Raw genomic sequence first — 26,169 nt, 5'->3', positions numbered from 1 at the left:
TTATTGACCTACTATCTTTCCTGCATGCACTGCTGATGAGAAAGATGTTCCGGTAACCTTACCCACAGGTGTCTGTATGTCTCTGTATTCTTCGCTGACCTTTGCCCTTTGACATATCTTTTCAGGGAAGCAAGGTTTTCCTGCAACGGATACTACCTCTTTAAGCCTGGCAGGAAATGGAAGCTCATCGGAGGGAGTATTCCCCACAGGTGCTACAAAGACAAAGCCTCTAAGTGACATACCCTTTATGAGAAAAGCGACAATTCTGTCTTCTCTATCAGTTCCAAAGGACATGTTTACCACTTTTATACCTTCTCTATAAACATCCACGAGAGCCTTTGATACACTCCAGCCATCACATATACCATCTGAACAAACTCTGTAGAGCGCCACTTTTGCACCCTTCTGCTCATGAGCAAGGTAAGCAACAGCCGTCCCGTGCTTCTCTGGTTTGTAACTGTCCCTCCTTACATTCTTGGTAAAAAGTAGGGCATTTTTCAAAAGACCTCCATCAGCTCCCGTGTCCAGCACAGCTAAAACTGAGGAGGAAGGTGATCCCTCTTTAATTACCGTCTCAGATAAAGATGCTACCTCTCCGTAAAGCTCATATAGGTAATTGGGTTCCAGCAAAAATACTCTATCTTTGAGCTTATCTCTTAGCTTTTGCTCCTCCTCATCCCACTTTATAAGCGATAAGGTGTAGCCTTCAAAACGCTCCTTGTCTATCACTTTTACATCTTCAGGAAGGTCCGCAGTGTGAAGTGCTATAAATTCAAAGGGTATAAAAGCCATTCTTGGAGGCTTTGAGGGTTTTGAGAGAACAGCTTTTGTAAGCAAAAACAGTATGCCTGCTCCAATTACACTCCCAATTAAGATACCAAAGCCTGAACCACCACCTCCTTCCTGCGGTTGCTGTGGTGAAGTTGGAGGCTTGGGTTGAGGCTCTCCGGGTATAGGAACGATAACGGTTTGAGCCTGCAAAAGAGAGAAAGAGAGCATGAGTGCAATTAACTTTTTCCCCATGATTAGTATCTTATAATACATTACGCCAAGTGAGAAATTCAGAAAGCCTATAGTTCTTGAGTAAAAAGTCCTTCAAGGGCAGGGAGCTGTTATAGTCAGCTTCAGAAAGGACAGAACCAAAAAAGCCTATCGCTTGCTAAGAGAATACATGCTGCACAAAGCATCCCTTTTACTTTTGGCAAAATTGCTATTTGGTAAGAAGTTAAAGCTCATAACAGTAAATACTACGGTAGAGAGGTAGAGTTTGAGGAGCTTTACTATGGAGTGCTGGTTATGGTAGTGTGCTGTGCAGGGGGCAGAGTTTATGACCTTTGGTTTCATCCTGGGGTTTATCATGAAATGAGGTATGTGAGAACAAAGAGGATAAGGTAGGTGGTGGAAGGGAATAACGCTACTTGCCTTGCTCTATGGTTACGCTATTGACTCCAGTTTTTACAGAAGTAGCTATGAGGAGGTCTTATCGTATGTTTAATTTCTTACCTAGCGTATGAGTTAATACTTTTGGTGAGAGAAAGTAGAAAAGGCGAGAAAATATAGCAGTGTGCGAAGGAAGTATCTGAAAGGAAAGGGTAAGCAGATGTCTGGAATAGTTCATCCAAACGTTCGTTTGAGCTAGAAAAAGATAGGGGAGGCAGGAAACCTTACCTCTCCACAGCTCAGCCATACGCCTAGTTTATCTTAGTACCTCTATTCAATTCCACCATCACAGGATTTACCGGAATGTTATTCTGACGACGGATAGAATCTTGTCATATCTTCCGAATGCTTGTCTAATTTTCTTCTTGCTTACAGATAAGAAGCTTAAGTTAAGAGTGGATGGCATGTTATTTGAGATTGCCAAGATTAAGAGAGCAAGAGTAAAGAGGATAAAAAGGTTCATAGGGAAAAAAGGAAACTATAAAAAAAGGAGGTACTAAACATGCAAGGAAAAAGGCTTAAAGACCCTTAAGAAGTTGATTTTCTTTAGATGGGCTATATATTTAAAATCATGAGAGCCGCTATCCCTAGTATATTAATAATAGATGACGAGCAAGCTTTCCTAAACTCATTAAAATATCTATTTGAGAAAAAAGGTTTTAAAGTTTTCACAGCCTGTAACTCATTTTCAGCTCTAAATTTATTAAGTAAAGAACACATAGATGTTATACTTATGGATTTAAAGCTGAATAACGAAAATGGGCTCGAACTAAGTAAAAAAATAATGTTAAAGAATTCAGATATTCCTATCATTGTTATCACTGCTTATGGTAGTTTTGAGGACGCTGTAAACTCAATAAAATCTGGAATATTTGATTTTATTTCTAAGCCTTTTGACATTAATGATTTAATACTTAAGATTAATAAAGCTTTACATTACTTGTCATGTAAACAAAAAAACACCAATAGTTTAGATGAGATTTATATGTATAAAAAAGATATACAGGATAAGTTGTGTATTGCCACACAGTATAATTTACCCCTACTACTAACTGGGGAAACTGGTGTAGGTAAAACATTTCTAGCTAAATATGTACATAAAATGTCCAATAGAAAAGATTACAATTTTGTTCACATTGAAGCCAGCACTATTCCTGATGGTTTATTTGAAGCGGAGCTTTTTGGTTTTAAAAAAGGTGCTTTTACAGGCGCGATCTATGAAAAAGCAGGTATGATCGAACTTGCGCATAACGGTACTTTATTTATTGATGAGATTGAGTGCCTACCTGGCAATATGCAGGCAAAATTGTTAGATGTTTTAGAGAATAGAAGAATGAGACGTATTGGAGATATACAAGAAAAGATAGTTGATTTTAGGTTAATAACTGCCACAAATATTGACCGTGACCAGCTAAAAGAAAGGATACGTAAAGACTTGTTTTATAGGATAAATGTCATACATATACATCTACCTCCGCTAAGGGAATTGAAAGATATGATAGTTCCATTATCGTATAAGTTTATGGAAGAAGCTAAGAAAGAATTCTCTAAGGATATTCCTTGTTATATATCTGACGATGTAATGGAAGTTCTACTTAACCACGATTATCCCGGAAACATAAGGGAGCTTAAAAACATTATATTTTATTCTGTTGCAAAAAGTGAACGTGTGTATCTTACTCTTATGGATCTACCAGATTACATTAGGAATAATGAAGTAAAAACCGATAATTTAGGATTTAAAAAATTAAAGGAGTTTAATAAATATTACATACTAAAGACTTTGGAACGATTTAATTATAATATAACAAAAACAGCGAAGGAGTTAGGCATTAGCAGGCAAACTATATACAGAATTATCAACGGGAAATGAGATCAGACTACACTCTTCTCTTTTATATAAAGTCACTACTTTTCTTGAAAGGGATCCCTCCGGAAGTAGAATGGAAATACGAGTACGCTAAACCTTGTCAGAGAGCTACCTGATAAAATTTACCACTGGCATAGGGTTCCATCAAGAGTTAAGGCAAAGGCTGTAATCCTTAGCTATCAGAGAATGCTTCCACTCAGTAGGCAAAGCACTGAAAGCTTTGTGCACCCATGCACAATAGCCTTCTATGAGTTATGAACTCTATCATCTGTTACCTTAAGCTCAATAACTTTCTTTTTCTTAAAGGCGGAGTCACTAGGTCGGTAATTTAAGTATAACCCTCGTTCCTTTACCTTCTTCTCCTATAATATCTAGACTTCCTCCTAATACAGTAGCCGCAAATTTAGCAAAACTTAGGCCCAGGCCCCATCCTCCAGGTTTTGACGTTTGGAAAGGCTTGAAAATCTCTTCCTTAATTGTGGTTGGTAAGCCTTCTGCATTATCTTCCACTATAATAATAGCTTCTTTAGTTTGTCCTGAAATCTCTCCGGATAGCTTAATAATTCTATCCGGTTTTTCCGTATTAGCTAATGCTTCTAAACTGTTTATAATTATATTCCACAAAGCAGTTTCTATTAAAAACTTAGGAACTATCACCTTATCTAGTTGCTTATCTATAAACCAATTTAAGTGAATAGCTTTATCTATCGTAATTATTGTTAATTCTTTAACTATATTACTTATTAGATCATATAAATTCTCGTATGTGTTATTAATTTTCGGTCTACTATCGATTAACGTTTTATGAATTTTATCTAATTCTATTTCCATCAAATTTACTAATTCGAGTGCTTCCTTATCAAAAATATAGAAGTTTTTCAGTATCTCTATGTGGTTTTTTAGTATGCTTAATTTATTTTTTATATTATGTGAATATAGTGCATTTAAACTTTCAGTTATACCGTATTTATGCATGTTCAAAAGTTTTTCTTGTATTTCTATTAACATAGTCTTCTGTTCAATCACTTTATCCACGATCAGATTATAAAATCTAAACGCAAATATTAATATTATTATGTGAGCTAACAACCTTATAATGTGCCAATACCACCACTGCAAATTCCATAGCTTAGATTCAGGGAAAAGAAAGCAGCTACTTGCAAAAAGAAAAAAACTTATAATGAAGGGGGTATATAAGTATTCTCTGTTTCTTAGATAATCTTGAATTAGGAACAGTGATATTGCATAATATATTACTCCGTTGAAAGTATTTATGATTTTGGTATATATAGAAAAACCTACACCGTTTCTTATTATATCTATGTCCTCAACATAAGTTTCTAAAGGGTGCGGTAAAAATATGGGGCTAGTTGCCAAAGAAATTACAGAAATCAGTATCACTGAAAGCTTAATTGGAAGCTTTTGAATTAGAGTTGCATTTAGAAATTTATAAGCAATCATATATAAAAAGATTAGCAAAATATTTAAGGAGTTTCCTAAAACTCTAGTCCATATGAAAAATTGCACATTAGTAGTAAAAGCATGTAGAATTTCAGAAATTCCTAACGCTATGAAAGGTACACTGATAACATCTAAAAGCCATAATTTGGCATATTTTTTGTAATGTATTGCTATAAAAGAACCGAATAGTATACTTAAAACTCCAGATAGTATTTCAATAAATGCATGTAAGAAAATATTTTTATATACAAAATTCCTAGGAAACATAAACGGAATTGTGGTAATAAATATAATAAACAATAGAACAGTTATTGGCTTTCTCATTTTGCCACATTTACATCAAATACCAAAGTATCTTCAAAATTATTATCTTTTACTTTTACATAAATTTGCCACTTGCCTGGCATAGTAAATGTTAAAGATGTTATCTTATATTCACCCGCTTTCATTCCTAAACTTACCTTTGGTATTTCAGTAGAACCATGTTCATGCTCAGTCATCCAAGGCACTACCTCAAGATTGAGCTTTTTATTAATAGGATTATTGCTTTTGGTGTAGAAGATATATAAAAGAGCTGAATTCTTTCCAACTTTTGGCTTGGAGGCAAAAACTAACCTGCCTGTATAAACCTTATATTCTGATATAGATTTAGCTATATATTCAGCTGTTGATGTGCTTGATAATGCTAAAATTCCAAATAGAAATATGAATAAAACCTTAAAACGACACATCGGTGTTACCTCCAGTCTTGATTTTCTATATTTACTCCTAAACCATAATCGTAAACCATAATACCACCTAAATAACTTTGATAAAACACGAAACAGCAAATAAGTATTAATAGGATAATAGAAAAAATTTTTAGATATTTATATGGCTTGAGTGCATATATGATAATAAGAAATAGCCATGCATAAGACATAGCTAATATGTAAAAACCGATTCTTTGGTGTATATGGAGGATATGCATAGCTTCAACATATACTGGTATAGCTGATATAGCTTTATGTACTACATAACCGGTTAAAACAGCCACAGTAATAACTAATATACTAAGTACATGCAAGATTATAGCTAAAGTATTGTTAGATCTTTTTCTTAATATGTAATATAGTTCAAAAGCCAAACTTATAATAGGTACGCTGATCGCGTAGTGCACTATAGGGGGATGTATTTTAACTATCCAAGGATACTTCACCATATAAGAATAAGGGGAGACATTGGCTGCTACCTCATGTGCACAACCTAACCCTAACCATACTAACAAAGTCATAACAATAAACATGCTAACCTCCTTAATGTGGTGGCATAGGTATAAAAATGGGTACCTTATTATCTGGGAAATTTAGTTTTTTAAGTATAACTTCATCGCTAATTCCATAAGGTTTTAAGTAAGTATATAAATCAACATATCTTGTTGTGATATTTTCATATATGTTTTCTTTTATATCTAAGTATTTTTTAGGCATAACAAAGAACATCATATTAAACTTAACATGCATGTAGAATGGCATTAGATATTCGGTATATTTTATGGAAGGTTTTATGTCTACTTCTCTGTAAAAGTAGTATGTTCCATTTTTTAACTCTAATATTTGTTTTTGACCCTGCATATTACTCTCGTAAACGGGTAGCTCAGTCCAAACTGTACCCGTTTGTATGTACGCTGTAACCTGTGGGTTAGTTATATAGACCGTATCTGGATATATACTCTCTATTTTAAACTTGATTACATAAGTATGCCCATCTCCTTTATAATTTATATCCGCTATGTCTGGGAATATTTGGAAATAAGCTATATTCTCTAACTCTTTTCTTAGCTCCTCTTTCTTCTTTAGAAGATAACTTTGCCAGAATCCTATTGAATAATCAATCAGGAATGCAATAATTACTACTAGTAAAGCGCCTAAAATATATTTTTTCTTTATACTGAAGCGCTCCACCCTATCTATCATACTCAACACCTCAAACAATCCTGGTTTCTTTTTAAAACACCATCTGAAATGCATAAAACATAGTCCCCTATATCAACAACACTCTGATCGTGTGTAGCAAGTACCACGGAAGCGTTATTCTCTCTTGAGTAATTATACAGAATCTCCTTCACTATGTCCTTATTTTTGGTGTCCAGATTTGCTGTGGGTTCATCCGCTAGAAGTAGCATTGGTTTTGTAATAAGAGCTCTTATTATTGCAACTCTTTGAGCTTGTCCCCCACTAAGTTGCGATGGATACATCTTAACTTTATTGTTTAAATTGAGAGAATTTAAAAGATACTCTAAAAAAGAGAAATCAATCTTATATTTTACGAAATATGTAGGCAGTAGGATATTGTCTATAGCAGATAGTGTGGGAATTAATCTAATATCTTGGAAAATATAGCTTATCTTACCAGCTCTTTTCACAGCTAATTCATCTTCCGATAAGGTATCCACACGTTCTCCTTCGAAAAACACCTCACCCTCTGACGGTTTATCCAGCAAGCCTATTATGTTTAGAAGCGTCGTTTTACCAGAACCACTCGGACCTAAGATTATATAAATTTTCCCCAACTCCACAGTGAGATAAACACTTTTTAGAACCGGAATAAGTTCACTACCAGTATAGGATTTTGATACATTTTTAAGCTCGACTATAACATTAGCCATAGAACTTCACCTCCTTTTTTGCTTTATAATGAAGCGAAACGATAAGTACAATTATTAGGATGGATATTACAGCAACTGCTATAATTAACTGTAAATCTGAAAACTCTAACCGTACTATAACCATGTTTAGTATATTTTTAGTGATCAAAATTTTTCCTATATAGCTAGTTAAAAGCGCCAGTATCATGGAAATAAGGGTTATCATACCATACTGAATAAGTAAAAATGTTCCAATGTGTCTGTTATAACCCCAGAATATACTTAGTACATTTATAGTTCTTTCCTTAGCCTTTATATCAAAGTAAACAGAAATATATAGGAATATTATCCCTAAAGGTATTAGCACTAAACAACTTACTATTGTTATGAGTATTATCTTATCAATGAATTTGATTTTTAGCTCTGCCAGTTGTTTTGGTACTACTATCTTAACATTCGGGATCGTGTTTTCTATGCGCGAAATTAATTCGTTCAATAGGTTTGGTGTAGCATCAAGTTTGGAGCTACTCACATTTATTAGCGAAAGCTGGTATGTGTTATATAAGGATTGGAGTTCATGTAAATCAACAAATACAAGGAAATCATCAATTGTGCCGGTGTACTCATATATTCCGCTTACCGTGAATGTTTTACCCATAATAACCAGGTTATCATTTACTGAGATTTTTTTTGCAACTGCTGCACCTATGAGAATATTTTCCTTATTAGCTGGCAAACTTCCTGCGATAAGTCCTAAAAAAGGTCTTGCTTTTCTCTCTATATTAAAATCCACACCAGCTAGAGTTAAGTTTAAAGGTATTCTTTTATACAAAACATTTACCCTTACATATAGCCTAGGTAGTAATAGTGCGTTATTGTCATACTTTTTTATTAAGTTATATATCTTATCAACGCTCTCCCTAGGTATAAATGCATCTTTTGTGTAATCAATAGTTGTATCATTTATCTTTTTTAATTTCACGAATCCTATCTCTTCTACATTACTTGGTGTAAAGTTTTTAGGATATACGGAGAAAGTATAACCTAATTTTGTAAGTGTATTAATGGTGGATTCCTTTACTTTTAAAGATACACCTATAGTAATACTTACAAGGTTAATTATTAAAAGTATCACTAAAGACACATATAAAGTTGTAGGACGGTTTAGAATATCCTTAATAGCTATGGAAAAAACCTTACCCATAGGTAGTTCCTCCATAGTTGTATAGCTTTATGAAACTCATTTTAGAAAACTTCAGCAAACGTAGAAACACACTTATAAAACTTATAGCTAAACCTACTACGTTGGATAGAAGAATGTGATATAAATTTAATGTGTATAGGAAATATATATTAGAAATACTGCACACTGAATAGACTATTGCAAGGCTTAAAGCATAGCCAAGTAAACTACTTAATAAAGTTAGCAATAATATGTTTATACTGATAAACATTAGCATATCGGAAAATTTAGCTCCAAACGCTTTAAGCAGAGCTAAATCTTTTGCATTTCTTGATATATACCAACCAGCAAGTAAGTACAGCATAGTTATAGTAAAAAGTATTACAGTTAAGCCTATGTATTGCAAATATTTGTATATAACTTCCCTAAAATAATATTGTGCTTTAGAAATATCTTGTTGCGATAGCACACTTATGCCCGCTATGCTTTTGTTTATCTGAATAAGTGCATCACCTACTGGACAAAAATCACACATAGCTCTAACCGCAAACATTGAAACTAATCCTTTTTTATTAAAAATATTTTGCGCAGTTTTCAGGGGAATAAATATCATATTATCATCTTCAGTGCCTATTCTTTTTAAAATCCCATACACTTTAAAGGGTGTGTTGTTTATTGTAATAGTATCATAAACGTTCAACTTCATTTTTTCGTGTACATTTTCACCTATTAGAGCTGCATATGAATCCGCTATATCAAACGGCCACATACCATCCTTCAAATCCCACCATAACCTTACTTCATACTCTTTTCTAAAATCTACTCCAGCTACCACCATCTTTTCTCCTTTTACTTTTGCATATTGATAGAGCCTCGGGGACCAAGTAGGTGGTTGTAACACCTCTTTTGCTTTACCCCCTTCACCTATCCCCGGCTGTGATACGAATCCTCCTTTCCTTCTCCAACCTGCCTCTATTGCTTTGTCATATATACTTGCTATTGCTGATAAGCTATCTTCTGGTATAAAGCTGTTTGTAAATATAACATCTCCAGTTTTTTCTATTTCTTCCACAGCGGAGGTCGGCACAACCACAAGCATATGACCGCTCCTATCTAATACCGATATTACTGATTTTATAGATACTTCTTTGAATATTACAGATACTAAGAAAACACTTAGTGCGAAAGTTAAAATAAGCATGAACGGAATATTAACTTTATAATTTTTCGCAATAAACAGGAGAGAAAGCCTAACTATTCTCATGTTTAACTCCTTCCAATAGAAACTTCTCTGGATCTTCTACTTTATCATAAATCAAACCATCTTTCATTATTAGAGTTATACCTTCTACACTTAACCATCTTAAGCTGTGAGTAACAACTATAATAGTTTTATCTAAATCTCTATTCAGATACTTAAATAATTCAATGATATCTCTTTCTGTCTTTATATCTAACTCTCCCGTTGGCTCATCTGCCAAGATAATATCCGGATCATTTATTAAAGCTCTTGCTATTGAAACTCTCCTCTGCTCACCACCGGATAACTCGCTTGGGTAACTGTGAATCCTGCTTTCCAAACCTACCAGGCTTAGTATTTCCTTAGCTCTTTCATAAATGTCTATTTTGGAATTCTTAGATGCAAATATTGCTGGACTGATAACATTGTCTATAACCTTCAAAGAGGGTAGCAAAGACATGTTCTGGAATATAAATCCAATTTTCTCGTTCCTTAGCTTGGAAAGTTCCTTATCTGATAGGCTCCATATATCTATACCTTCTATAAAAACTTTACCGCTAGTTGGAGCTAACAAACCTCCTATTATGCTTATGAGCGTACTTTTTCCGGAGCCTGAGTATCCTAGTATTTTTACAAATTCTCCTTTTTTTATACATAAGTTCACACCCCTTAAGGCTTCTATGTTTCTATTTCCTAACTTATATATCTTTGTAAGGTCCTTAACTTCTATAAAGCACATTCATGCTACCTCCCGAATAGCATCATAAGGAAGAACTTCCGAAGCTCTTCTTGCAGGTAAATATGCGCCGAATAAGCTTATTACAAAGGTTATAAGTAGGATGGCTATAAATATCAAAAGGATTATCCATATTGGAGGTAAAGTAAAGGGTATATTTACCAACTTCAAGTAAAATATCCAGCTTCTTTGAAATATCCTAAGCATTATCAATCCCATAAGAACACCCAGAATTCCCCCTAATAAGCAAGTTATAATAGATTCGTAAAGTATGAGTTTAAAAACATCAAACTTTGTAGCTCCTATGGCTCTTAGTATGCCTATTTCTCTAAGCCGTTCATTTACTATTGCGGAAAAAACCGTATTGATATTTAACATGTTTGATACTATTAAGGCAAGCACAATAGCAAAAATACCATATATAACTCCTGTTAGTATCTGTCTTGCTTCTGTAATAATGTTGCCGGTTGTAACAACTTTTACGTTAGGATCAAGCTTAAAAATAGAAAATACCACGAATGGTATTTTTGCCCCTGGTTCCAGCTGTATAAGTATGGCTGATACTTTCCCCCTCATCGGTTTAAGTGGAACAGGACCTGTCTGGGATTTATCCGACATTTCATACGCTTTGTTTATGTGAAAGAATATAGCATTATCGTATATACCAATTCCTGTACGTTCAAGTTTTCCCCAAACCCTAAGGGGTACATTGTAAAAGAAGATGGTCTCACCTAATTTCCACGGAGTGTCATGGCCAACTATAGCACCATCTTCCGGGAATTTTTCGCTTAACTTATCTCTAACCCATGGTAGTACAGTAAAATCATCCTGAGGATTAAATCCTATTAGAAAGGAATTTCCAAGAATACAGCACTCCCCAGTCGCACTAACAAGAAATACCTGTGCACTTACTCTCTTTACTCCTGGTAACTCGCGAATCCTCGTAACTAAAGTATCATCAAGGTAAAAAGATGACGGCTCTCCGGTGATGAGAGCGGATTTTAGATTCACCAGCGATTCCTTTGGTACGACCAAAAGGTCCGCACCCAAACGGGATAATCCTTTCTGCAAACTATATATAGCACCTATACCAAGTATGAAAGTAAGCACTAATATACCCGTCACTATGGAAATGCCTATCATAATGATCGCGTATCTCAGTTTACGAGCTTTTATGTTTTCAACGGCTATACCAAAAACTGATAATCTCATAAGAGACCTCCAAAAAGAAAAATATAACCGGGACCCCACTCCTATCTAAGGAGTGAGGCCAGAATTGGGTTATGTAGTTGTACACCTACTTACGTAAAGGTCTTTAGTGGTTCTCGGTACTATCACACAGTCGTGATGCCCCAATGGGCTAGGTAGATAGCCAAGAAGTTTGTAATCTTTCACCCTTAGCACATACATGCCACTGTGGGTTTTCTGATACCCGCTAAATACACCTAAAAGATGTTTTCCATCATAAGTAATAGCCAATGTATGTATGTCTGGCCCTATAGTTATGGTTTTTTCTATCTTCCATGTGTCTGTATCTACTGCAGCTAGTCCATTGGGTGTTGGAGCAGGCCACCACAGGGTAACGAACAGCTTTTTACCGTCCGGAGTAAATACCATATGGAAAGGATTTGGATAAGCACCACGCCAAGAAGGATCTCCAACTGAAGCAATCTTTGTCCACTTACCAGGGTCACTTGAAGAGCAATCAAACACAGGCATTGAGTTTTCTCTTATGTTATTCATAAGCACAAAGTAATTTCCGCTGGGATGGAAGCCCGCTTGATGTGCCGGTGTAGGTACAAAAGGAAACTTAACTTCCCACTCGTCTGCAGATACCTTTTTAATTGGTAGCTTGTAACCATGCTTTGCAAACTTATCAGAACCTACCAAGCAAGCTACTGGCTCCCATGTTCTAGTGTCAAATATAACAGCACAGCCTATAGTCCTCAGTGCAGCGGCGGCGTAAGGTTTTGTAGGATTCCAAGTTAGAGAGTCTAAAGCGCATGCATTCCTTACCCTTGCACCGGTTACTTTACCTTGCTCCGCGAATAGCTCTCCTCCGGGAACGAGCTCCCAGTCCAATTTATTACCTTTTGTTCCCGTATAGTCATACGGAGGGTGAAGCTTCTTTATGATTAAAGTGCCCCCATCCAGCCAAGCTCTGGAAAGTTCCTTGCTATTTGGCTCCCAGTCAAAGAAAACTGCAGTCTTTACCTTGGAAGGTGCTGTACCTTCACCCTTTTCAAAAACTGCGAATATGTCCTTTTGTCCATCCGCTACAGCGAAGTGCTTGTTGTCAGGTGCAGCAGTAACGTGGACACCCAACCCTAAACCTGTAGTCTTATCTACTTCCTCCAAAAGGACCATTTTACTACCATCGTACTTTATCCTCCATATGTTAAAACCTGGGTCCGGGTCCTTAACAGGTGTCGCCACACCGTATATGTATAGGTTTTTACCTCCCTGAGTATTAACAACGAACTCAAACTCTTTATATGGGTCTGGTGACGCAAATGCAGCTAAGTGATGCACAATAGGCGTTCTGTTCCCTGCCCATATACTCATATTTGCCCAAGCTAAACACATACCGGTTGACATATCATAAGCTGCCACTAAACCCGCGAACTTACCAGGTACTAGAAATATGTATCTGCCTATCTGTTTATATACATCGTTGAATGTTGGCTCTCCACCAATAATAGGCAACGCTTGAGCTGTACCAGTCGCTAACTTACCTATACCTCCAACCACAGCACCAAGTATACCTAACTTAAATAAATCTCTCCTATTCCAACTCATCGCCGCACCTCCTTTAAGGTTTTCACACATATATATGCAAACTTTGTGCCATGCTTTCTTTTTGATAGTTTTAACATCAGCTTAGTGTGGCGCTTCTTCTATTGTTGTTAAATTTAATTAATTTAAAATTATACTAATTTATGTGTAACATTTTGTGACAATATATGTCTATTAATTGGACACATTTTGTGTTAGGTAAGAAATTGGGCATTAAGAAGGTTACAACCATAGAGCTTTACAGTTTCCTTGTTATGTTCTTTGAACTTCTCATCTGGTGTTTACTATATTTTTATAATAGCCATGGATATATGCTGAGTGAGAAAATCAGAATTGCCAAACAGTAGTCTCTAACAAACTCTTCCCAGTTATGCAACTCATAGAAGAAACCCAAGGATGTGAGAGCAGGAGAATTACGCTTTTGACCTACTTATATGCTTATGCTTTGGGTTATAGTTTCTTTAGAAAAAGGGAGGTTCTGACATGCGCCTAATTTCTCACCCGGCGTATGATTAGATCTTAATTAATAATACTATTGAAGATACAGAGAAGGGCTATAATTTTAAGTATATGGGCTTGAAAGATAACCTCCTTCGCCTTTCTGATTATGTTTATGTTCTGAGCGAAAACACTGTAAAGGGTCAACGCGTCCCCGTTTACTTTTACTTGAGTGATAAACTCTTTGAACATCTTGAAGAGGATGCCATAAGACAGGCTGCTAATGCGGCAACCCTCCCAGGTGTTGAAAAAGCTATATATGTTATGCCAGATGTTCATGTAGGTTATGGCTTTCCTGTAGGTGGTGTTATGGGAGTCAACACGGATGAAGGTGTTATAAGTCCGGGATCCATAGGCTACGATATTAATTGTGGCGTAAGGCTCATAGCTACTCATCTTTCTGAGGAGAGGATAAAACCTATCAGACAGGAGCTTATGAAAGAGATACTAAGTAAAGTGCCGGCAGGGGTTGGTTCAACAGGAAGGCTGAAGCTATCAAAAGAACAACTCAAAGAGGTTGCCATAAAAGGTGCAAGATGGGCTGTCGAGCACGGCTTTGGTCTTGAAGAAGACCTTCTGCACATAGAGAGCTCTGGCACGCTTGCTAATGCGGATCCTGATAAGGTTTCAAACTTTGCTTACGAGAGAGGTTCTGAGGAGCTTGGTACTGTTGGCTCTGGAAATCACTTTGTTGAGGTGCAAACTGTTGACGAGATATACGATGAGCAGATAGCTAAAAGGCTAGGACTTGGCAAGGGACAGATAACCATTATGGTACACTCAGGTTCAAGGGGGTTTGGACATCAGGTATGCGTTGATTATCTCAAGGTTGCCAAGGATGCTCTTGAGAAATATCGCATAGAAATACCGGATATGCAGCTCGCCTGCATGCCCTTCAAGTCAAAAGAGGGACAGGACTACTTTAAAGCTATGAATGCGGCGGCAAATTATGCTTTTGCCAACAGACAGATACTGGGCTTTATCACCGCAGATGTCATAAGAAGATTTTTAGGTATATCTTGGGAAGAGCTCGGTTACCGAGTCATATATGACCTTGCTCACAACATAGGAAAGATAGAAAAGTACACCATTGATGGTAAAGATAAGGAACTTTTGATCCATAGAAAAGGCGCAACAAGAGCCTTTCCACCATACAATCCAGATGTGCCCCCAGCATACAGAGACATAGGTCAGCCCGTTTTAATTCCCGGTGATGTAGGGAGATATTCCTTCCTTCTGGTAGGTACGCACAAGAGCATGGAAATAAGCTTTGGAAGCGCTTGTCACGGAGCTGGACGGCTCATGTCTCGTACGAAAGCCAAAGAGTATGTGAAGAGGGAGGGTATAGAGAAGGTACTTGAAGGTCTTGTGGTGGTAGCCAGAGGGAAAGGTACAGTAATGGAAGAAGTGCCCCAAGCATACAAAGATGTAACAGAAGTTGTGAGAGTTGTGCATGAGCTTGGTATAGCTAAGCTTGTGGCGAGGTTCAAACCACTGGGGACTTTGAAAGGTTGATTTTTGGTATTATAATATAAGCTTCTGGAGGACCTTATGGGCGAATTTGAGAAACTGCTTGAGAAAAGTCTTGAAGAGGCAAGAGAGATAAGAAGGGGGGAGATCATACGATGTAAGGTTATAAAGGTGGACGAAAGGAACATATATGTGGATGTAGGTTACAAGGTGGAGGGGATAATTCCAAGGGAGGAAATTCCGGACGCAAAGGAGGGAGACGAGATAAAGGCTGTGGTAACCAAGATATCAAGAGGGGGTTCCCCTATCCTCTCATACAGGAAGTATATAGAGGAGAGATACATTCACTTTTTGCGTTCTGCTTACGAGAAGGGAAGGTTCCTTACTGGGAGGATAAAGGATAAGACGGAGGAGGGTTACACAGTTGACATCAATGGTATCACTGCCTTTATGCCTCTGGGTGAAGCAGGTAGAAAGCTCAGAGAAGGCTCAAAGGTGGTGGTAAAGATAACGGATTTTCAAAGCACGAAAGAAGGTATAAAGCTGAAAGTATCCCAGCGAGCTTACCTGGCACAGCAGGAGAAAAGGAAAAAAGAGAGATTGATAGCAAAGCTCAAAGTGGGTGAAGTGGTAGAAGGTAGAGTGATAAAAATAGACCCCGAGAAGGGCATAACACTGCTTGTTCAAGGGGTTCTGCGTGCCTTTCTTCCCAAAGAGGAGCTTTCTTGGGGTAGGGATAAAAACCCTTACAACTACGCAGAAATAGACGAAAAACTCAGAGTAAAGGTAAAACGCATACCCAAAGACGGAGAGTTCATATTTGTGAGCCTAAGAGAGATGAAGGAAAACCCTTGGGATAAGATAGGGGACAAGATAAACAAAGGAGATACACTCTCTGCCAGGGTGGTGGAGATTTCGGACAAAGGCATGCTGGTGGAACTGCAGGAAGGTGTAGAAGGCTTTGTACCCAAGGAGGAGATATCTTACGATGGAAGTATAAGCTACAGAAAAGGGTCTGAGGTAAAAGTCAAGGTGCTTGAGTTTGAGCCATCAAGGAGAAGGCTCATCTTAAGCGTAAAGAGGGCATTGCCAAAACCTTGGGAGGAGTTCTTCAAAGATCATCCTGCAGGTAGCAGGGTGAAAGGTAGAGTAGAACGCATAGAGGGGGCAAAAGCTCTGGTGGACCTGGGTAATGGTGTAAAGGGCATAGTGCATAGGAGTGATCTCTCGTGGGTAAAACCTGGGAGAGTTGAGGAAGTGTTAAAGGAAGGCCAGGAGCGAGAATTTGCTGTTCTTGCCTTGGAAGGAAAATTCATAAAGTTAGGACTAAAGCAACTTACGCCCAATCCTTGGGAGCTTATAACCAAAAACTACACAGTAGGTCAAAAGGTAACGCTAAAAGTTAAATCATCCCATCCCTTTGGTGTCTTTCTTGAGTTTCCGGAAGGTGTAGATGGTCTTTTACCCCTATCTGAGATACCAAAAGGCACCGACCTAAAAGAGGGTATGCAGGTAGAGGTAAAAATACTTGAGATAGCTCCAGAGGAAGGGAGAATAACGCTGAGCATGAAGGAGGAGAAGGAGGAAAAAAAGGAGGAGGTCATCAGTACAGGATCCGAGAGCGGCTTCACCTTGGGTGACATACTCAAGAAAAAGATGAAACTGTGAGATGACAAGAAAAAGTATAGTTGATGATCTTTGGAAAGATGGCAATAGTGGTCTCTCAAAAAAAACTCTTTACAGCATAATTAATTATATCTTTGATCAAATAAATCAGGCTCTTGTGGAAGGTCAAGAGGTGAAAATTTCGGGATTTGGCACCTTCAGAGTAAGGCATACAAAGGGCAGGAGGGGTAGAAACCCAAGGACTGGTGAGATGAGAGTAATACATCCTAAGCGCACCGTCCAGCTTAAACCAAGCAAAAAACTCACCACCGAGTTGAATCTGCTTGCCAAAAGATGTAAAATTTAGCTAACGGGGTGTGGCGCAGGTGGAAGCGCGCTGGCATGGGGGGCCAGAGGTCACGGGTTCAAGTCCCGTCACCCCGATTTTCTATGATTAAAAGATTAAAGAAATACAAAGCTTTCGCATTTCCAACCTCGGACTGAAACCTTACAGCATCGCCTGTTTTTTGAAGGATATTTTCTCCCTTATGGTATCATCGGGGTGGCAGGACTCGAACCTGCGACTTCTGGCTCCCAAAGCCAGCGCTCTGCCACCTGAGCTACACCCCGAGTTTAAGTCTTTAGTACCTCCTCCCTCTGCCAGATATAAGCTACAAGATCCCTGAGTCTGCACGAATATCCCCATTCATTGTCATACCAAGCAACTACATGTACCATGTCCTCTATAACTTGAGTAAGGCCGGCATCAAATATAGCCGAATGAGGATTCCCTATTATATCCTGAGAGACTATGGGTTCTTCTGTGTACTGAAGTATGTCCTTTAATTCGTTTTCCGATGCTTCTTTGAAAGCGAGGTTTACCTCTTTGGCATCCGAAGGCTTTTTCTCTACTATTACTGTGAGGTCTATGAGAGACCCATCAGAAACTGGCACTCTCCTTGCAGTGCCGTCAAGCTTACCCTTAAGCTCTGGGATCACATCACCTATAGCTTTAGCTGCACCTGTTGTGGTTGGTATTATGTTTATTGCCGCAGCTCTTGCTCTTCTTAGGTCTTTATGAGGCAGGTCCAAAACTCTCTGGTCGTTGGTGTAGGCGTGAACCGTTACCATGTAGCCGTACTTTACTCCAAAGTTTTTCTGAAGTACCTTCAGAGTAGGTGCGAGGCAGTTGGTGGTGCAGGATGCATTGGATATGATCCTGTGGTTTTCCGGGTCGTATGCTTCCTCATTTACTCCCAATACAATAGTTATATCTGGGTCTTTGGCTGGTGCGGATATGATGACTTTTTTTACAGTATCTCTGAGGTGAAGCTGTGCCTTCTCTCTACTCGTGAACATCCCTGTTGATTCTACCACTATGTCCACACCCACATCTCCCCAAGGTATCTGGGAAGGATCCCTCTGAGAGAAAACCTTTATCTTATTACCATCAACATATATGGTATTGTCATCTGCGCTTACATGCCCCAAAAAAGGACCGTGCACCGAGTCGTACTTGAGAAGATGAGCTAAGGTTTTCGTATCTGTAAGGTCGTTAACAGCCACTATCTGTATATCTTCTCTTCCGTAACACGCTCTCAGAAAGGACCTTCCTATCCTACCAAAGCCGTTTATACCCACTCTTACGCTCATAGAATTAATTATAATACGCTGGGTGAGAAATTAGCCATAGAGCAAGGCTAAATTACCCTATCTACCAAAAGCCTTCTCTTCTTGCCAATATGTAGCATGATCCGCTATTAGCTATTATAAGTTTTCCTTATATACACTATAAGACTTTTTTACTTGACAAAAATTAATCTGTGTTTCATCATATTATTGAACGAATATTCAATTAAGGAGGTAGAGCAATGGAGACCTTTTGGGAAGCCTTTAAAAGGCACGGTGTCAGTAGACGGGACTTTTTAAAGTTTGCAACTACTATAACAGGCATAATGGGTCTTTCTCCATCCATGATACCTCAGGTGGTGAGAGCTTTGGAAACAAAGCCACGGGTACCGGTTCTTTGGATACATGGGCTTGAGTGTACTTGCTGCTCCGAATCTTTTATAAGGTCCGCTACCCCTCTTGCTTCGGATGTGGTGCTTTCCATGATATCTCTTGAGTACGATGATACGCTGTCTGCTGCAGCGGGAGAAGCCCTTGAAAAGCACAGGGAGGAGGTCATAAAAAAGTACTGGGGAAATTACATTCTTGCTGTTGAGGGAAATCCACCTTTGGGTCAGGACGGTATGTACTGTGTGGTGGGAGGAAAGGCTTTCCTTGAGAATCTCAAAGAATCTGCCAAAGGTGCAAAGGCTGTCATCGCTTGGGGTTCTTGCGCCAGTTGGGGATGCGTTCAGGCGGCAAAGCCCAATCCAACCACCGCCGTCCCTATACACAAGGTCATAACCGACAAACCCATCATAAAAGTTCCAGGATGTCCCCCCATAGCGGAGGTTATGACGGGTGTTATTATGTACATGGTTCTCTTTGATGCTATACCACCTTTGGATTCTCAGGGAAGACCTAAGCAGTTTTACGGTAACAGGATACACGATACGTGCTACAGGAGAGCCTTCTTCAACGCAGGTCAGTTTGTGGAAAGGTTTGACGACGACGGAGCCAAAAAAGGTTGGTGCCTTTACAAGGTAGGGTGCAGAGGACCAACCACTTACAACTCCTGCGGTAATATACGCTGGTACAACGGGCTTTCTTATCCCATTCAGGCGGGACATGGTTGCATAGGCTGTGCGGAGGAGGACTTTTGGGATAAGAGTCCCTTCTATCAGAGACTTACCACCATACCCCTGCCGAGCGTAGAAGCAAGCCCGGACAAGGTGGGAGCGGTAGCTGTTGCAGCTGCTGCAGCCGGTGCTGTTGCTCACGGTGTAATCTCCAAAATTAGGAATAAAGGAGGTAAGTAAACATGGCAAGGGTGGTTGTTGACCCGGTAACCAGAATTGAAGGTCACCTGAGGATTGAGCTGATAGTTGACGAAAAGACAGGCAAGGTTCAAGATGCTGTATCCTCGGGTACCATGTGGAGAGGTATTGAACTCATCCTGCGAGGAAGAGACCCAAGGGATGCGTGGGCTTTTGCTCAGAGAATATGCGGTGTTTGCACATCCATTCATGCTCATGCCTCTGTAAGGTGCATAGAGGATGCTCTTGAGATCCAAATTCCCAAAAATGCCAACTACATAAGGAACATAATGTACGGCTCTTTGCAAACTCACGATCACTTGGTGCACTTTTACCACCTTCACGCTCTTGACTGGGTATCTCCTGTGGAAGCACTGAAGGCAGACCCCGTACAGACTGCGGTCTTGCAGAACCAGCTGCTGGAAAAGTACGGAGCCATAGCGGAACTTGTGCCAGATCCCATAGGACACAGAGCCTACCCAAGAAAGTTTCCAAAGGCTACCCCAGGATACTACAGAGCTTTTCAGGAGAAGATAAAGAAGATAGTGGAGAGCGGACAGCTTGGCATCTTTGCTGCCCACTGGTGGGACCATCCCGATTACAAACTCCTACCACCGGAAGTGCACCTCATGGCTGTAGCTCACTACCTTAACATGCTTGATGTTCAGAGAGAGCTTTTCATCCCTCAGGTGGTATTCGGTGGCAAAAACCCTCACCCCCACTACCTGGTGGGAGGTATGACATGCTCCATATCCATGAATGATATGAACGCTCCTGTAAACGCAGAAAGGCTCGCGGTGGTTGAAGATGCCATATACACGCAGGTAGAAGCTGTTAACCTCTTCTACCTTATTGACCTCTTAGCCATAGGACAGATATACGTGCAGAAAGGTCAGGTTTACGGTGGTGGTCTGGCAAAGAAAAGAGTCCTTGGCTACGGCGAGTTTCCCGATGAACCTTACAAGGGTATAAAAACAGGAGATTATCACAGCAAAATACTTTACCACTGCAACGGGGTTGTGGAGGACTTTGCGGAAGGCATTGACAAGGCTAAGTATTACCCTATGGTGGGGAAGGACTTTGCAGACCCAAATGTAATACAGGAGTATGTGGCTCATTCCTGGTACAGGTATCCGGACGAGAGCAAGGGGCTTCACCCGTGGGAGGGCATAACAGAGCCCAACTATACGGGTCCGAAGGAAGGTACAAAAACCCAGTGGAAGTATCTTGATGAGAAAGGTAAGTACTCCTGGATAAAGTCACCCAGGTGGAGAGGAAAGCCCTGCGAGGTGGGACCTCTGGCAAGGTACATAGTAGTATACACTGCTGTGAAGCAGGGTCACATAAAGCCAAGCTGGATGGATGAGATGGTGGTAAGGCAGATAGACCTCATTTCTAAGGTGCTTGACCTACCTCCCCATGTCTGGCTACCTACAACTGTTGGAAGAACTGCGGCAAGGGGACTTGAGGCACAGCTGGGTGCTTCCGCAAACCTCTACTTTCTCAAGAAGCTCTACGATAACATAAAGGCGGGGGACACTGCAGTTGCCAACATGGAAAAGTGGGACCCATCCACATGGCCAAAGGAGGCAAAGGGTGTTGGTATAACGGATGCACCAAGGGGTGCCTTGGGTCACTGGGTGATTATTAAGGACGGTAAAATACACAATTACCAGTGTGTCGTTCCCACAACATGGAACGGCGGAGCGAGAGACCCTATGGGAGGACAGGGCGCTTTTGAGGAGTGCATGAAGGATACGCCCGTCAAAGTAGTGGATAAACCCCTTGAGGTGCTAAGAGGCGTACACTCCTTTGACCCATGTCTGGCATGTTCCACACACCTTTACAACACTGAAGGGGAAGAGATAGTGCAGGTCAAGGTGCAGGGAGCTAACATTTGCTACTGAAGGAGGTCAAGTCATGAATGCAAGGAAGATATACATATTCAGTCCAGGCTTGAGAGTATGGCACTGGGTAAACTTTCTTGCCATAATGGTTCTCTTCTTCACTGGACTTTACATAGGCAATCCCTTCTTTTTAGGTCCGGTGGGTGTGGAGGCGACTTACGCTTACAGAGAAGGTATAACTATGGACTTCATCAGGAAGATACACTTTATAGCGGGTTATGTCCTCCTTGCTGCTTTTATCTTCAGAATCATCATAGCTATCTTTAGCAAGAGGGATAGGTTGCTGTTTCCTACCATCTGGAGAAGAGATTACTGGACAGGTCTAAGGGAGATCACCTTAAAGTACATCTTTGTAATGAGGGATGCGGAAGGTCATGAATATGTAAGGAACGCCTGTGCGAGGACTTTCTACCCCCTTGTTTATCTTATGATCCTCTTTATGATAATGACAGGCTTTGCCATGTATGGCATGTCTAAACCCGGTGGCTTTTGGCCTTCCCTCTTTGGATGGATTTTGGGATTTCTTGGCGGTGAGTTTATGGTGCATATGTGGCACCACTGGGTCGCCTGGCTTATAATCATCTTTGCGGTGCTTCATGTTTACTTTGTGGTCAGAGAAGAAGCCATCAAGAAGAATGGTGAGCTATCCTCCATGTTCAGCGGTTATAAGGTGTTTGAGAAGGAGCCTGTGGACATAAAGGATGTGGAGTGATGAGAACCCTTCTGCTTGGTATAGGGAACATTCTCCTTTCGGATGAGGGCTTGGGAGTGAGAGCTGTGGAGGAGCTAAAGAGCAGGTTTAAGTTTCCCCCGTATGTTGAGCTTATGGATGGTGGCACCTTGGGTATGGACCTGCTTTACTTTATGGAAGGCTTTGAGAGGCTTCTGGTAATTGATGCTGTGCTTGGGGGCAATCCCCCCGGCACCCTTTACAAATTCAATGATGAAGAGGTGAAAGCATACTTTAAGAGGAAGGTCTCCGCTCATGAGCTTGGCTTTCAGGAAATTCTGGCACTCGCAGTCCTTCTTGGGAAGAGACCCAAAGAGATAGTCCTCGTAGGTATGGAGCCGGAAAGCCTGAACATTTCCCTTGAGCTTTCCACCACAGTCAAAGAGAGGTTGCATCTTCTTATAGAAGAAGTCTTAAAACAGCTTGAGGATTGGGGAATAGAGTATGAGGAGCTTGAGCATACGAGAGCTTGAAAGTATGCTTGCGGAGGGTAAAACTCTCGCCCTGTATGTATATTCCGAATCAAAGAAGGATACTCTGAGGGAGCTTTTTGATACTCAAGTGGTGGTGCCTGAGCTGGAAAGAGCCTTCGACAGTAAGGTGGAGTTTTATTCTATAAATGCTGACGAACATCCGGAGATTTTAAGAAGGTACAAGCTCCCCTCCCTGGTTCTTTTCAAAGAAGGCGTAGAAGTCTCAAAGCTTGAAGGTATAAAGGCTTGGAACGAGTATGTGGAGGCTCTATCATGCTTATGAATGCCCCTGCCATACTAAATGAAATACTTCAAGCCCTTAAAGACCTCTACCAGAAAGGTGAAGAACACATCATCTACATAAACAAGATACCCCTTACGGAAGAGGACAGGCTGGCTATACTGGACGTTCTGGGTGAGGGTCAGGTGAAAATAAGGCTTGAGTCCAAAACCCAGCCTGCGGAGTGGAGAGAAACGGGTGTGTACGGTGTATGGATAGGTGTATTTTTTGACAGAGATAACAAGCCCATCTTAGAAACCATTGAGATAACCACCTTTCCACACATGGCATCCTCCCAAAGAGAAGACATAGAAGAATCTATAAGACTGCTGGAAGAGAGGTTAAAGGTTTTGCTTCAGAGGGACGCGTAAACCGCCTGACCTAAGGATAAACCTCCGTCGTTGGGAGGCACTTTCTGGTGCGTATAAACCTTAAAGTTCTCTTTTTCTAAAAACTCTCTGATTTTGCTCACTAATGGGTCGTTTTGCATAACGCCTCCCGATAAACAAACCTTTTCTACCCCTATCCTGAGAACCACCTCAAGACACATCTTTGCCAGCGTGTTTATAAACCTTGACGGTACCTTTTCTTTCTCCCTATCCTCCAGAAGCTCGTAAAACATAGGTCTCCAGTCTATGTGTTTGTCTTCCAACGCAAAAGCGTAGTGGTCCTTCACCAAAGGGTCGTAAAGGTCTTCCAGTATCATAGCTCCCTGACCCTCGTAAGAAAGCTTCTGTCTTATACCGATGAGCGAAGCAACCGCGTCAAAGAGTCTTCCCACAGAGCTTGAGTAGGGAGAGTTTATGCCTTTGGACCAAGCAATGTAAAGGTTTTTAAGCTCGTCTTGGGTAAAAGACCTTACCGTTTCGTTGTTTAAGTCAGAAGCGGACTTGCCATACATTTCAAAGAGTAAGGACAGAGCTACCCTCCTCGGTTCCTTCACTGCCCTCTCACCGCCTATGAGCCTGAAAGGCTTTATGTAAAAAACCCTGTCGTATCCTCTATAATCACAGACCATAAACTCTCCACCCCACAGAGTACCATCCTCACCATAACCCGTACCATCCCAGGCCACTCCTAAAACCCTTTCCTTCAAACCCCTTTCCGCCATGCATGAAAGTATGTGGGTGTAGTGATGCTGAAGTTTTATCAGGGGTATTCCCCTGCTCTGAGCAAAGACTTCCCCCCATCTGGTGGTTTCGTACCGGGGGTGCAGGTCGCACACTACAAGCTCAGGCTCAAACTCGTAGAGTTCCATAAGGTCAAAGACCATCTCTTCAAAGCTTCTGAGAGTTTCTAAGTTCTCCACATCACCAATGTGCTGACTGATTATAACGGTATCTTCAAAGCCTATGGCAAAGGTGTTTTTCAGCATACCACCGAGGGCTAAGACCTTCCTGCTTAGTTTAAAGGGGAGCTTTGCAGGCATGGGTGCGTATCCCCTTGACCTTCTTATGGGTACAGGCACTCCGCCTATTACCTTCACCACCGAGTCATCGCATCTTCGCTTTATATCCCTGTTGTGGAGCAGAATCATGTGCGCAAAGGAGGAGAGCTTTTGTATCGCCTCCGCATTGTCCTTAACTATAGGCTCGTCGGACAGATTGCCTGATGTAGCTACCACCGGGAAATCAACGCTTCTCAAGATAATGTGGTGAAGAGGTGAATAAGGTAGAAAAGCTCCTATTCTTTTTAGTCCAGGCGCCACAGATGATGCAAGATCCCTTCGTTTCCTCACTAAAACTATAGGTCTTTCGGGAGAAAGCAGGAGGGCACGCTCTAACTCCGTTGGCTCTGCATACACACTCACCTGCTCTAAATCTCTGAACATGACCGCAAAGGGCTTTTCTGACCTTCTTTTTCTCTCTCTCAGAAGTCTTACCGCCTCCTCGTTGGTGGCATCGCACATAAGATGGAATCCACCAATGCCTTTTACTGCAACTATCAGACCATCTTTTAGAGCTTTGGCAACGAGCTTTAATGCTTTATCTCTATCAGCCTTAAGGATTCCTTCGCTGGTGTAAAGGCTCACCCAAGGTCCGCACACGGGACAGGCATTAGGCTGGGCATGAAATCTTCTGTTGGCTGGGTTTTTATACTCTTCTTTACAGATGGGACACATTTCAAAAGTTTTCATGGTGGTGTGGGGTCTGTCGTAAGGGAGCTTCTCAATTATGGTAAACCTTGGTCCGCAGTTGGTACAGTTTATAAAGGGGTAAAGGTACCTCCTATCTTTTGGGTCAAAAAGCTCTCTCAGGCACTCCTCACAGGTAGCTATATCTGGTAGTACCAGGACCTCTTTTCTTCCTTCACCTCTGCTCTCCCTTATCTCAAAGGTTGCGTATCCCACATCCATAAGGTATTCAACATCCTGCGAGTATATATGTGCCAAAGGTGGTTTCTCCGCATTTAGTCTAAGCAGAAATTTCTGTAAAGCTTTCTCTTCACCTTCAACCTCTATCTCAACACCCGAAGAGTCATTTATCACCCATCCTTTAAGCCCAAGCTCAGTGGCAAGGCGAAAGACAAAGGGTCTGAAACCCACACCTTGCACCGCACCCTTAAGGCTTATCTTAAGCCTCATTATTGCACTCCAGCTCTAAGCTCTTGAGAAGCATATCCTGACCTGCAACTATCTGCGCGCTCAGAGAACCGCAGAGGGGACACAGAAGGTTAAGCTCCTCCTTCTCGCTCTCCCTGCCACACTCCTGACATCTAATCTTTAACTTTTCTATCTCAACTACCAATGAAGCTTCTTCCGCTATGGTCCCTTCTTTAAAGGTGTTAAAGGCAAGCTCAAGAAGGTGTGGTTCTATACCTGATAGCACGCCTATGCTTAAAACGACCTTCGTAACTTTCCTTGCGTTGTTCTCCTGTGCGTACCTCTCTATAAGCTCCATAAGGCTCTGAACTACCGAAAACTCGTGCAT

24 protein-coding genes and 2 tRNA genes are annotated in these 26,169 nt (G+C 40.6%); 11 read left to right on the top strand and 15 right to left on the bottom strand.

What is annotated here, in order from left to right; genetic code table 11:
* Complete coding sequence (locus HTH_RS05195; RefSeq protein WP_232500405.1) at window positions 1-1,023, bottom strand: S8/S53 family peptidase; 1,023 nt, start codon at window positions 1,021-1,023, stop codon at window positions 1-3.
* 988 nt (window positions 1,024-2,011) lie between these two features.
* Between HTH_RS05195 and HTH_RS05190 the strand changes: the two genes are divergently transcribed.
* The gene (locus tag HTH_RS05190) at window positions 2,012-3,313 is read left to right on the top strand and encodes a sigma-54-dependent transcriptional regulator (protein WP_012963668.1); all 1,302 of its coding nucleotides are present in this window, start codon (window positions 2,012-2,014) and stop codon (window positions 3,311-3,313) included.
* 312 nt (window positions 3,314-3,625) lie between these two features.
* Here the strand turns inward: HTH_RS05190 and HTH_RS05185 are convergent, their stop codons facing one another.
* The 10 genes from HTH_RS05185 to HTH_RS05140 form a co-directional block, all read right to left on the bottom strand.
* A complete protein-coding gene (locus HTH_RS05185) occupies window positions 3,626-5,095 on the bottom strand; it encodes a sensor histidine kinase (protein WP_012963667.1) in 1,470 nt (489 codons plus the stop codon).
* Window positions 5,092-5,502: a FixH family protein gene (locus tag HTH_RS05180; protein ID WP_012963666.1), complete on the bottom strand. Its 411-nt coding sequence runs from the start codon at window positions 5,500-5,502 to the stop codon at window positions 5,092-5,094. The genes HTH_RS05185 and HTH_RS05180 overlap by 4 nt, the downstream gene beginning before the upstream one ends.
* A 5-nt stretch (window positions 5,503-5,507) precedes the next feature.
* Window positions 5,508-6,056 carry a DUF2231 domain-containing protein gene (locus HTH_RS05175; protein ID WP_012963665.1) on the bottom strand — a complete coding sequence of 183 codons (549 nt, stop codon included), beginning with the start codon at window positions 6,054-6,056 and terminating at the stop codon, window positions 5,508-5,510.
* Between the two features lie 10 nt (window positions 6,057-6,066).
* Complete coding sequence (locus tag HTH_RS05170) at window positions 6,067-6,726, bottom strand: hypothetical protein (protein ID WP_012963664.1); 660 nt, start codon at window positions 6,724-6,726, stop codon at window positions 6,067-6,069.
* Window positions 6,727-6,728: 2 nt separating this feature from the next.
* Window positions 6,729-7,418 carry an ABC transporter ATP-binding protein gene (locus HTH_RS05165; RefSeq protein ID WP_012963663.1) on the bottom strand — a complete coding sequence of 230 codons (690 nt, stop codon included), beginning with the start codon at window positions 7,416-7,418 and terminating at the stop codon, window positions 6,729-6,731.
* Entirely contained in the window at window positions 7,411-8,601 is a 1,191-nt protein-coding gene (locus HTH_RS05160) for an ABC transporter permease (RefSeq protein WP_012963662.1), read from the bottom strand. The genes HTH_RS05165 and HTH_RS05160 overlap by 8 nt, the downstream gene beginning before the upstream one ends.
* Window positions 8,594-9,844: an ABC transporter permease gene (locus HTH_RS05155; RefSeq protein ID WP_012963661.1), complete on the bottom strand. Its 1,251-nt coding sequence runs from the start codon at window positions 9,842-9,844 to the stop codon at window positions 8,594-8,596. Before HTH_RS05155 ends, HTH_RS05160 begins: the two co-directional genes overlap by 8 nt.
* Window positions 9,831-10,559, bottom strand: coding sequence for an ABC transporter ATP-binding protein (locus HTH_RS05150; protein ID WP_012963660.1), 729 nt, complete (start codon window positions 10,557-10,559; stop codon window positions 9,831-9,833). Before HTH_RS05150 ends, HTH_RS05155 begins: the two co-directional genes overlap by 14 nt.
* Window positions 10,560-11,768 carry an ABC transporter permease gene (locus HTH_RS05145; RefSeq protein ID WP_012963659.1) on the bottom strand — a complete coding sequence of 403 codons (1,209 nt, stop codon included), beginning with the start codon at window positions 11,766-11,768 and terminating at the stop codon, window positions 10,560-10,562.
* Between the two features lie 69 nt (window positions 11,769-11,837).
* On the bottom strand, window positions 11,838-13,355 hold the full coding sequence (locus HTH_RS05140; protein WP_014462604.1) for a YncE family protein: 1,518 nt from the start codon (window positions 13,353-13,355) through the stop codon (window positions 11,838-11,840).
* Window positions 13,356-13,922: 567 nt separating this feature from the next.
* Here HTH_RS05140 and HTH_RS05135 point away from each other — a divergent pair.
* From HTH_RS05135 to HTH_RS05120, 4 genes are all read left to right on the top strand, one after another.
* Window positions 13,923-15,365 (top strand): RtcB family protein, encoded by a 1,443-nt coding sequence (locus tag HTH_RS05135; RefSeq protein WP_012963656.1) that lies wholly within the window; start codon window positions 13,923-13,925, stop codon window positions 15,363-15,365.
* Window positions 15,366-15,401: 36 nt separating this feature from the next.
* Entirely contained in the window at window positions 15,402-16,988 is a 1,587-nt protein-coding gene (locus HTH_RS05130; RefSeq protein WP_012963655.1) for a S1 RNA-binding domain-containing protein, read from the top strand.
* A 1-nt stretch (window position 16,989) separates the two neighbouring features.
* Window positions 16,990-17,292, top strand: a complete 303-nt coding sequence (locus tag HTH_RS05125) for an HU family DNA-binding protein (RefSeq protein WP_012963654.1) — start codon at window positions 16,990-16,992, stop codon at window positions 17,290-17,292.
* A gap of 4 nt (window positions 17,293-17,296) precedes the next feature.
* Window positions 17,297-17,369, top strand: a tRNA-Pro gene (locus tag HTH_RS05120).
* Between the two features lie 113 nt (window positions 17,370-17,482).
* On the opposite strand, the gene HTH_RS05115 is transcribed toward HTH_RS05120, so the two are convergent.
* Window positions 17,483-17,555 (bottom strand) — tRNA-Pro (locus HTH_RS05115).
* 3 nt (window positions 17,556-17,558) lie between these two features.
* Entirely contained in the window at window positions 17,559-18,578 is a 1,020-nt protein-coding gene (gap, locus tag HTH_RS05110) for a type I glyceraldehyde-3-phosphate dehydrogenase (RefSeq protein WP_012963653.1), read from the bottom strand.
* A gap of 218 nt (window positions 18,579-18,796) precedes the next feature.
* On the opposite strand from gap, the gene HTH_RS05105 reads away from it, so the two are divergent.
* The 6 genes from HTH_RS05105 to HTH_RS05080 are packed head-to-tail and all read left to right on the top strand — an operon-like array spanning window position 18,797 to window position 23,610.
* The gene (locus HTH_RS05105; protein WP_012963652.1) at window positions 18,797-19,852 is read left to right on the top strand and encodes a hydrogenase small subunit; all 1,056 of its coding nucleotides are present in this window, start codon (window positions 18,797-18,799) and stop codon (window positions 19,850-19,852) included.
* 2 nt (window positions 19,853-19,854) lie between these two features.
* On the top strand, window positions 19,855-21,756 hold the full coding sequence (locus tag HTH_RS05100) for a nickel-dependent hydrogenase large subunit (RefSeq protein ID WP_012963651.1): 1,902 nt from the start codon (window positions 19,855-19,857) through the stop codon (window positions 21,754-21,756).
* A 13-nt stretch (window positions 21,757-21,769) separates the two neighbouring features.
* Entirely contained in the window at window positions 21,770-22,468 is a 699-nt protein-coding gene (cybH, locus tag HTH_RS05095) for a Ni/Fe-hydrogenase, b-type cytochrome subunit (protein ID WP_012963650.1), read from the top strand.
* Window positions 22,468-22,959 carry a HyaD/HybD family hydrogenase maturation endopeptidase gene (locus HTH_RS05090; protein ID WP_012963649.1) on the top strand — a complete coding sequence of 164 codons (492 nt, stop codon included), beginning with the start codon at window positions 22,468-22,470 and terminating at the stop codon, window positions 22,957-22,959. Before cybH ends, HTH_RS05090 begins: the two co-directional genes overlap by 1 nt.
* Window positions 22,931-23,242 (top strand): thioredoxin family protein, encoded by a 312-nt coding sequence (locus HTH_RS05085; RefSeq protein ID WP_012963648.1) that lies wholly within the window; start codon window positions 22,931-22,933, stop codon window positions 23,240-23,242. Before HTH_RS05090 ends, HTH_RS05085 begins: the two co-directional genes overlap by 29 nt.
* Window positions 23,233-23,610, top strand: a complete 378-nt coding sequence (locus HTH_RS05080) for a hydrogenase expression/formation protein (RefSeq protein WP_012963647.1) — start codon at window positions 23,233-23,235, stop codon at window positions 23,608-23,610. The genes HTH_RS05085 and HTH_RS05080 overlap by 10 nt, the downstream gene beginning before the upstream one ends.
* On the opposite strand, the gene hypF is transcribed toward HTH_RS05080, so the two are convergent.
* Together hypF and hypA are read right to left on the bottom strand one after the other, a co-directional pair.
* The gene (gene hypF, locus HTH_RS05075; RefSeq protein WP_012963646.1) at window positions 23,595-25,823 is read right to left on the bottom strand and encodes a carbamoyltransferase HypF; all 2,229 of its coding nucleotides are present in this window, start codon (window positions 25,821-25,823) and stop codon (window positions 23,595-23,597) included. The genes HTH_RS05080 and hypF overlap by 16 nt on opposite strands.
* The gene (hypA, locus tag HTH_RS05070) at window positions 25,813-26,169 is read right to left on the bottom strand and encodes a hydrogenase maturation nickel metallochaperone HypA (RefSeq protein ID WP_012963645.1); all 357 of its coding nucleotides are present in this window, start codon (window positions 26,167-26,169) and stop codon (window positions 25,813-25,815) included. The genes hypF and hypA overlap by 11 nt, the downstream gene beginning before the upstream one ends.

The sequence above is a fragment of the Hydrogenobacter thermophilus TK-6 genome (assembly GCF_000010785.1).
Lineage (GTDB): Bacteria > Aquificota > Aquificia > Aquificales > Aquificaceae > Hydrogenobacter > Hydrogenobacter thermophilus.
This window is presented reverse-complemented; position numbering and strand designations above follow the sequence as displayed.

Coding starts and splice junctions, on each gene's coding strand:
- HTH_RS05195 (WP_232500405.1), bottom strand. CDS start 1,023: ATGGGGAAAAAGTTAATTGCACTCATGCTCTCTTTCTCTCTTTTGCAG.
- HTH_RS05190 (WP_012963668.1), top strand. CDS start 2,012: ATGAGAGCCGCTATCCCTAGTATATTAATAATAGATGACGAGCAAGCT.
- HTH_RS05185 (WP_012963667.1), bottom strand. CDS start 5,095: ATGAGAAAGCCAATAACTGTTCTATTGTTTATTATATTTATTACCACA.
- HTH_RS05180 (WP_012963666.1), bottom strand. CDS start 5,502: ATGTGTCGTTTTAAGGTTTTATTCATATTTCTATTTGGAATTTTAGCA.
- HTH_RS05175 (WP_012963665.1), bottom strand. CDS start 6,056: ATGTTTATTGTTATGACTTTGTTAGTATGGTTAGGGTTAGGTTGTGCA.
- HTH_RS05170 (WP_012963664.1), bottom strand. CDS start 6,726: ATGATAGATAGGGTGGAGCGCTTCAGTATAAAGAAAAAATATATTTTA.
- HTH_RS05165 (WP_012963663.1), bottom strand. CDS start 7,418: ATGGCTAATGTTATAGTCGAGCTTAAAAATGTATCAAAATCCTATACT.
- HTH_RS05160 (WP_012963662.1), bottom strand. CDS start 8,601: ATGGGTAAGGTTTTTTCCATAGCTATTAAGGATATTCTAAACCGTCCT.
- HTH_RS05155 (WP_012963661.1), bottom strand. CDS start 9,844: ATGAGAATAGTTAGGCTTTCTCTCCTGTTTATTGCGAAAAATTATAAA.
- HTH_RS05150 (WP_012963660.1), bottom strand. CDS start 10,559: ATGTGCTTTATAGAAGTTAAGGACCTTACAAAGATATATAAGTTAGGA.
- HTH_RS05145 (WP_012963659.1), bottom strand. CDS start 11,768: ATGAGATTATCAGTTTTTGGTATAGCCGTTGAAAACATAAAAGCTCGT.
- HTH_RS05140 (WP_014462604.1), bottom strand. CDS start 13,355: ATGAGTTGGAATAGGAGAGATTTATTTAAGTTAGGTATACTTGGTGCT.
- HTH_RS05135 (WP_012963656.1), top strand. CDS start 13,923: ATGGGCTTGAAAGATAACCTCCTTCGCCTTTCTGATTATGTTTATGTT.
- HTH_RS05130 (WP_012963655.1), top strand. CDS start 15,402: ATGGGCGAATTTGAGAAACTGCTTGAGAAAAGTCTTGAAGAGGCAAGA.
- HTH_RS05125 (WP_012963654.1), top strand. CDS start 16,990: ATGACAAGAAAAAGTATAGTTGATGATCTTTGGAAAGATGGCAATAGT.
- gap (WP_012963653.1), bottom strand. CDS start 18,578: ATGAGCGTAAGAGTGGGTATAAACGGCTTTGGTAGGATAGGAAGGTCC.
- HTH_RS05105 (WP_012963652.1), top strand. CDS start 18,797: ATGGAGACCTTTTGGGAAGCCTTTAAAAGGCACGGTGTCAGTAGACGG.
- HTH_RS05100 (WP_012963651.1), top strand. CDS start 19,855: ATGGCAAGGGTGGTTGTTGACCCGGTAACCAGAATTGAAGGTCACCTG.
- cybH (WP_012963650.1), top strand. CDS start 21,770: ATGAATGCAAGGAAGATATACATATTCAGTCCAGGCTTGAGAGTATGG.
- HTH_RS05090 (WP_012963649.1), top strand. CDS start 22,468: ATGAGAACCCTTCTGCTTGGTATAGGGAACATTCTCCTTTCGGATGAG.
- HTH_RS05085 (WP_012963648.1), top strand. CDS start 22,931: ATGAGGAGCTTGAGCATACGAGAGCTTGAAAGTATGCTTGCGGAGGGT.
- HTH_RS05080 (WP_012963647.1), top strand. CDS start 23,233: ATGCTTATGAATGCCCCTGCCATACTAAATGAAATACTTCAAGCCCTT.
- hypF (WP_012963646.1), bottom strand. CDS start 25,823: ATGAGGCTTAAGATAAGCCTTAAGGGTGCGGTGCAAGGTGTGGGTTTC.
- hypA (WP_012963645.1), bottom strand. CDS start 26,169: ATGCACGAGTTTTCGGTAGTTCAGAGCCTTATGGAGCTTATAGAGAGG.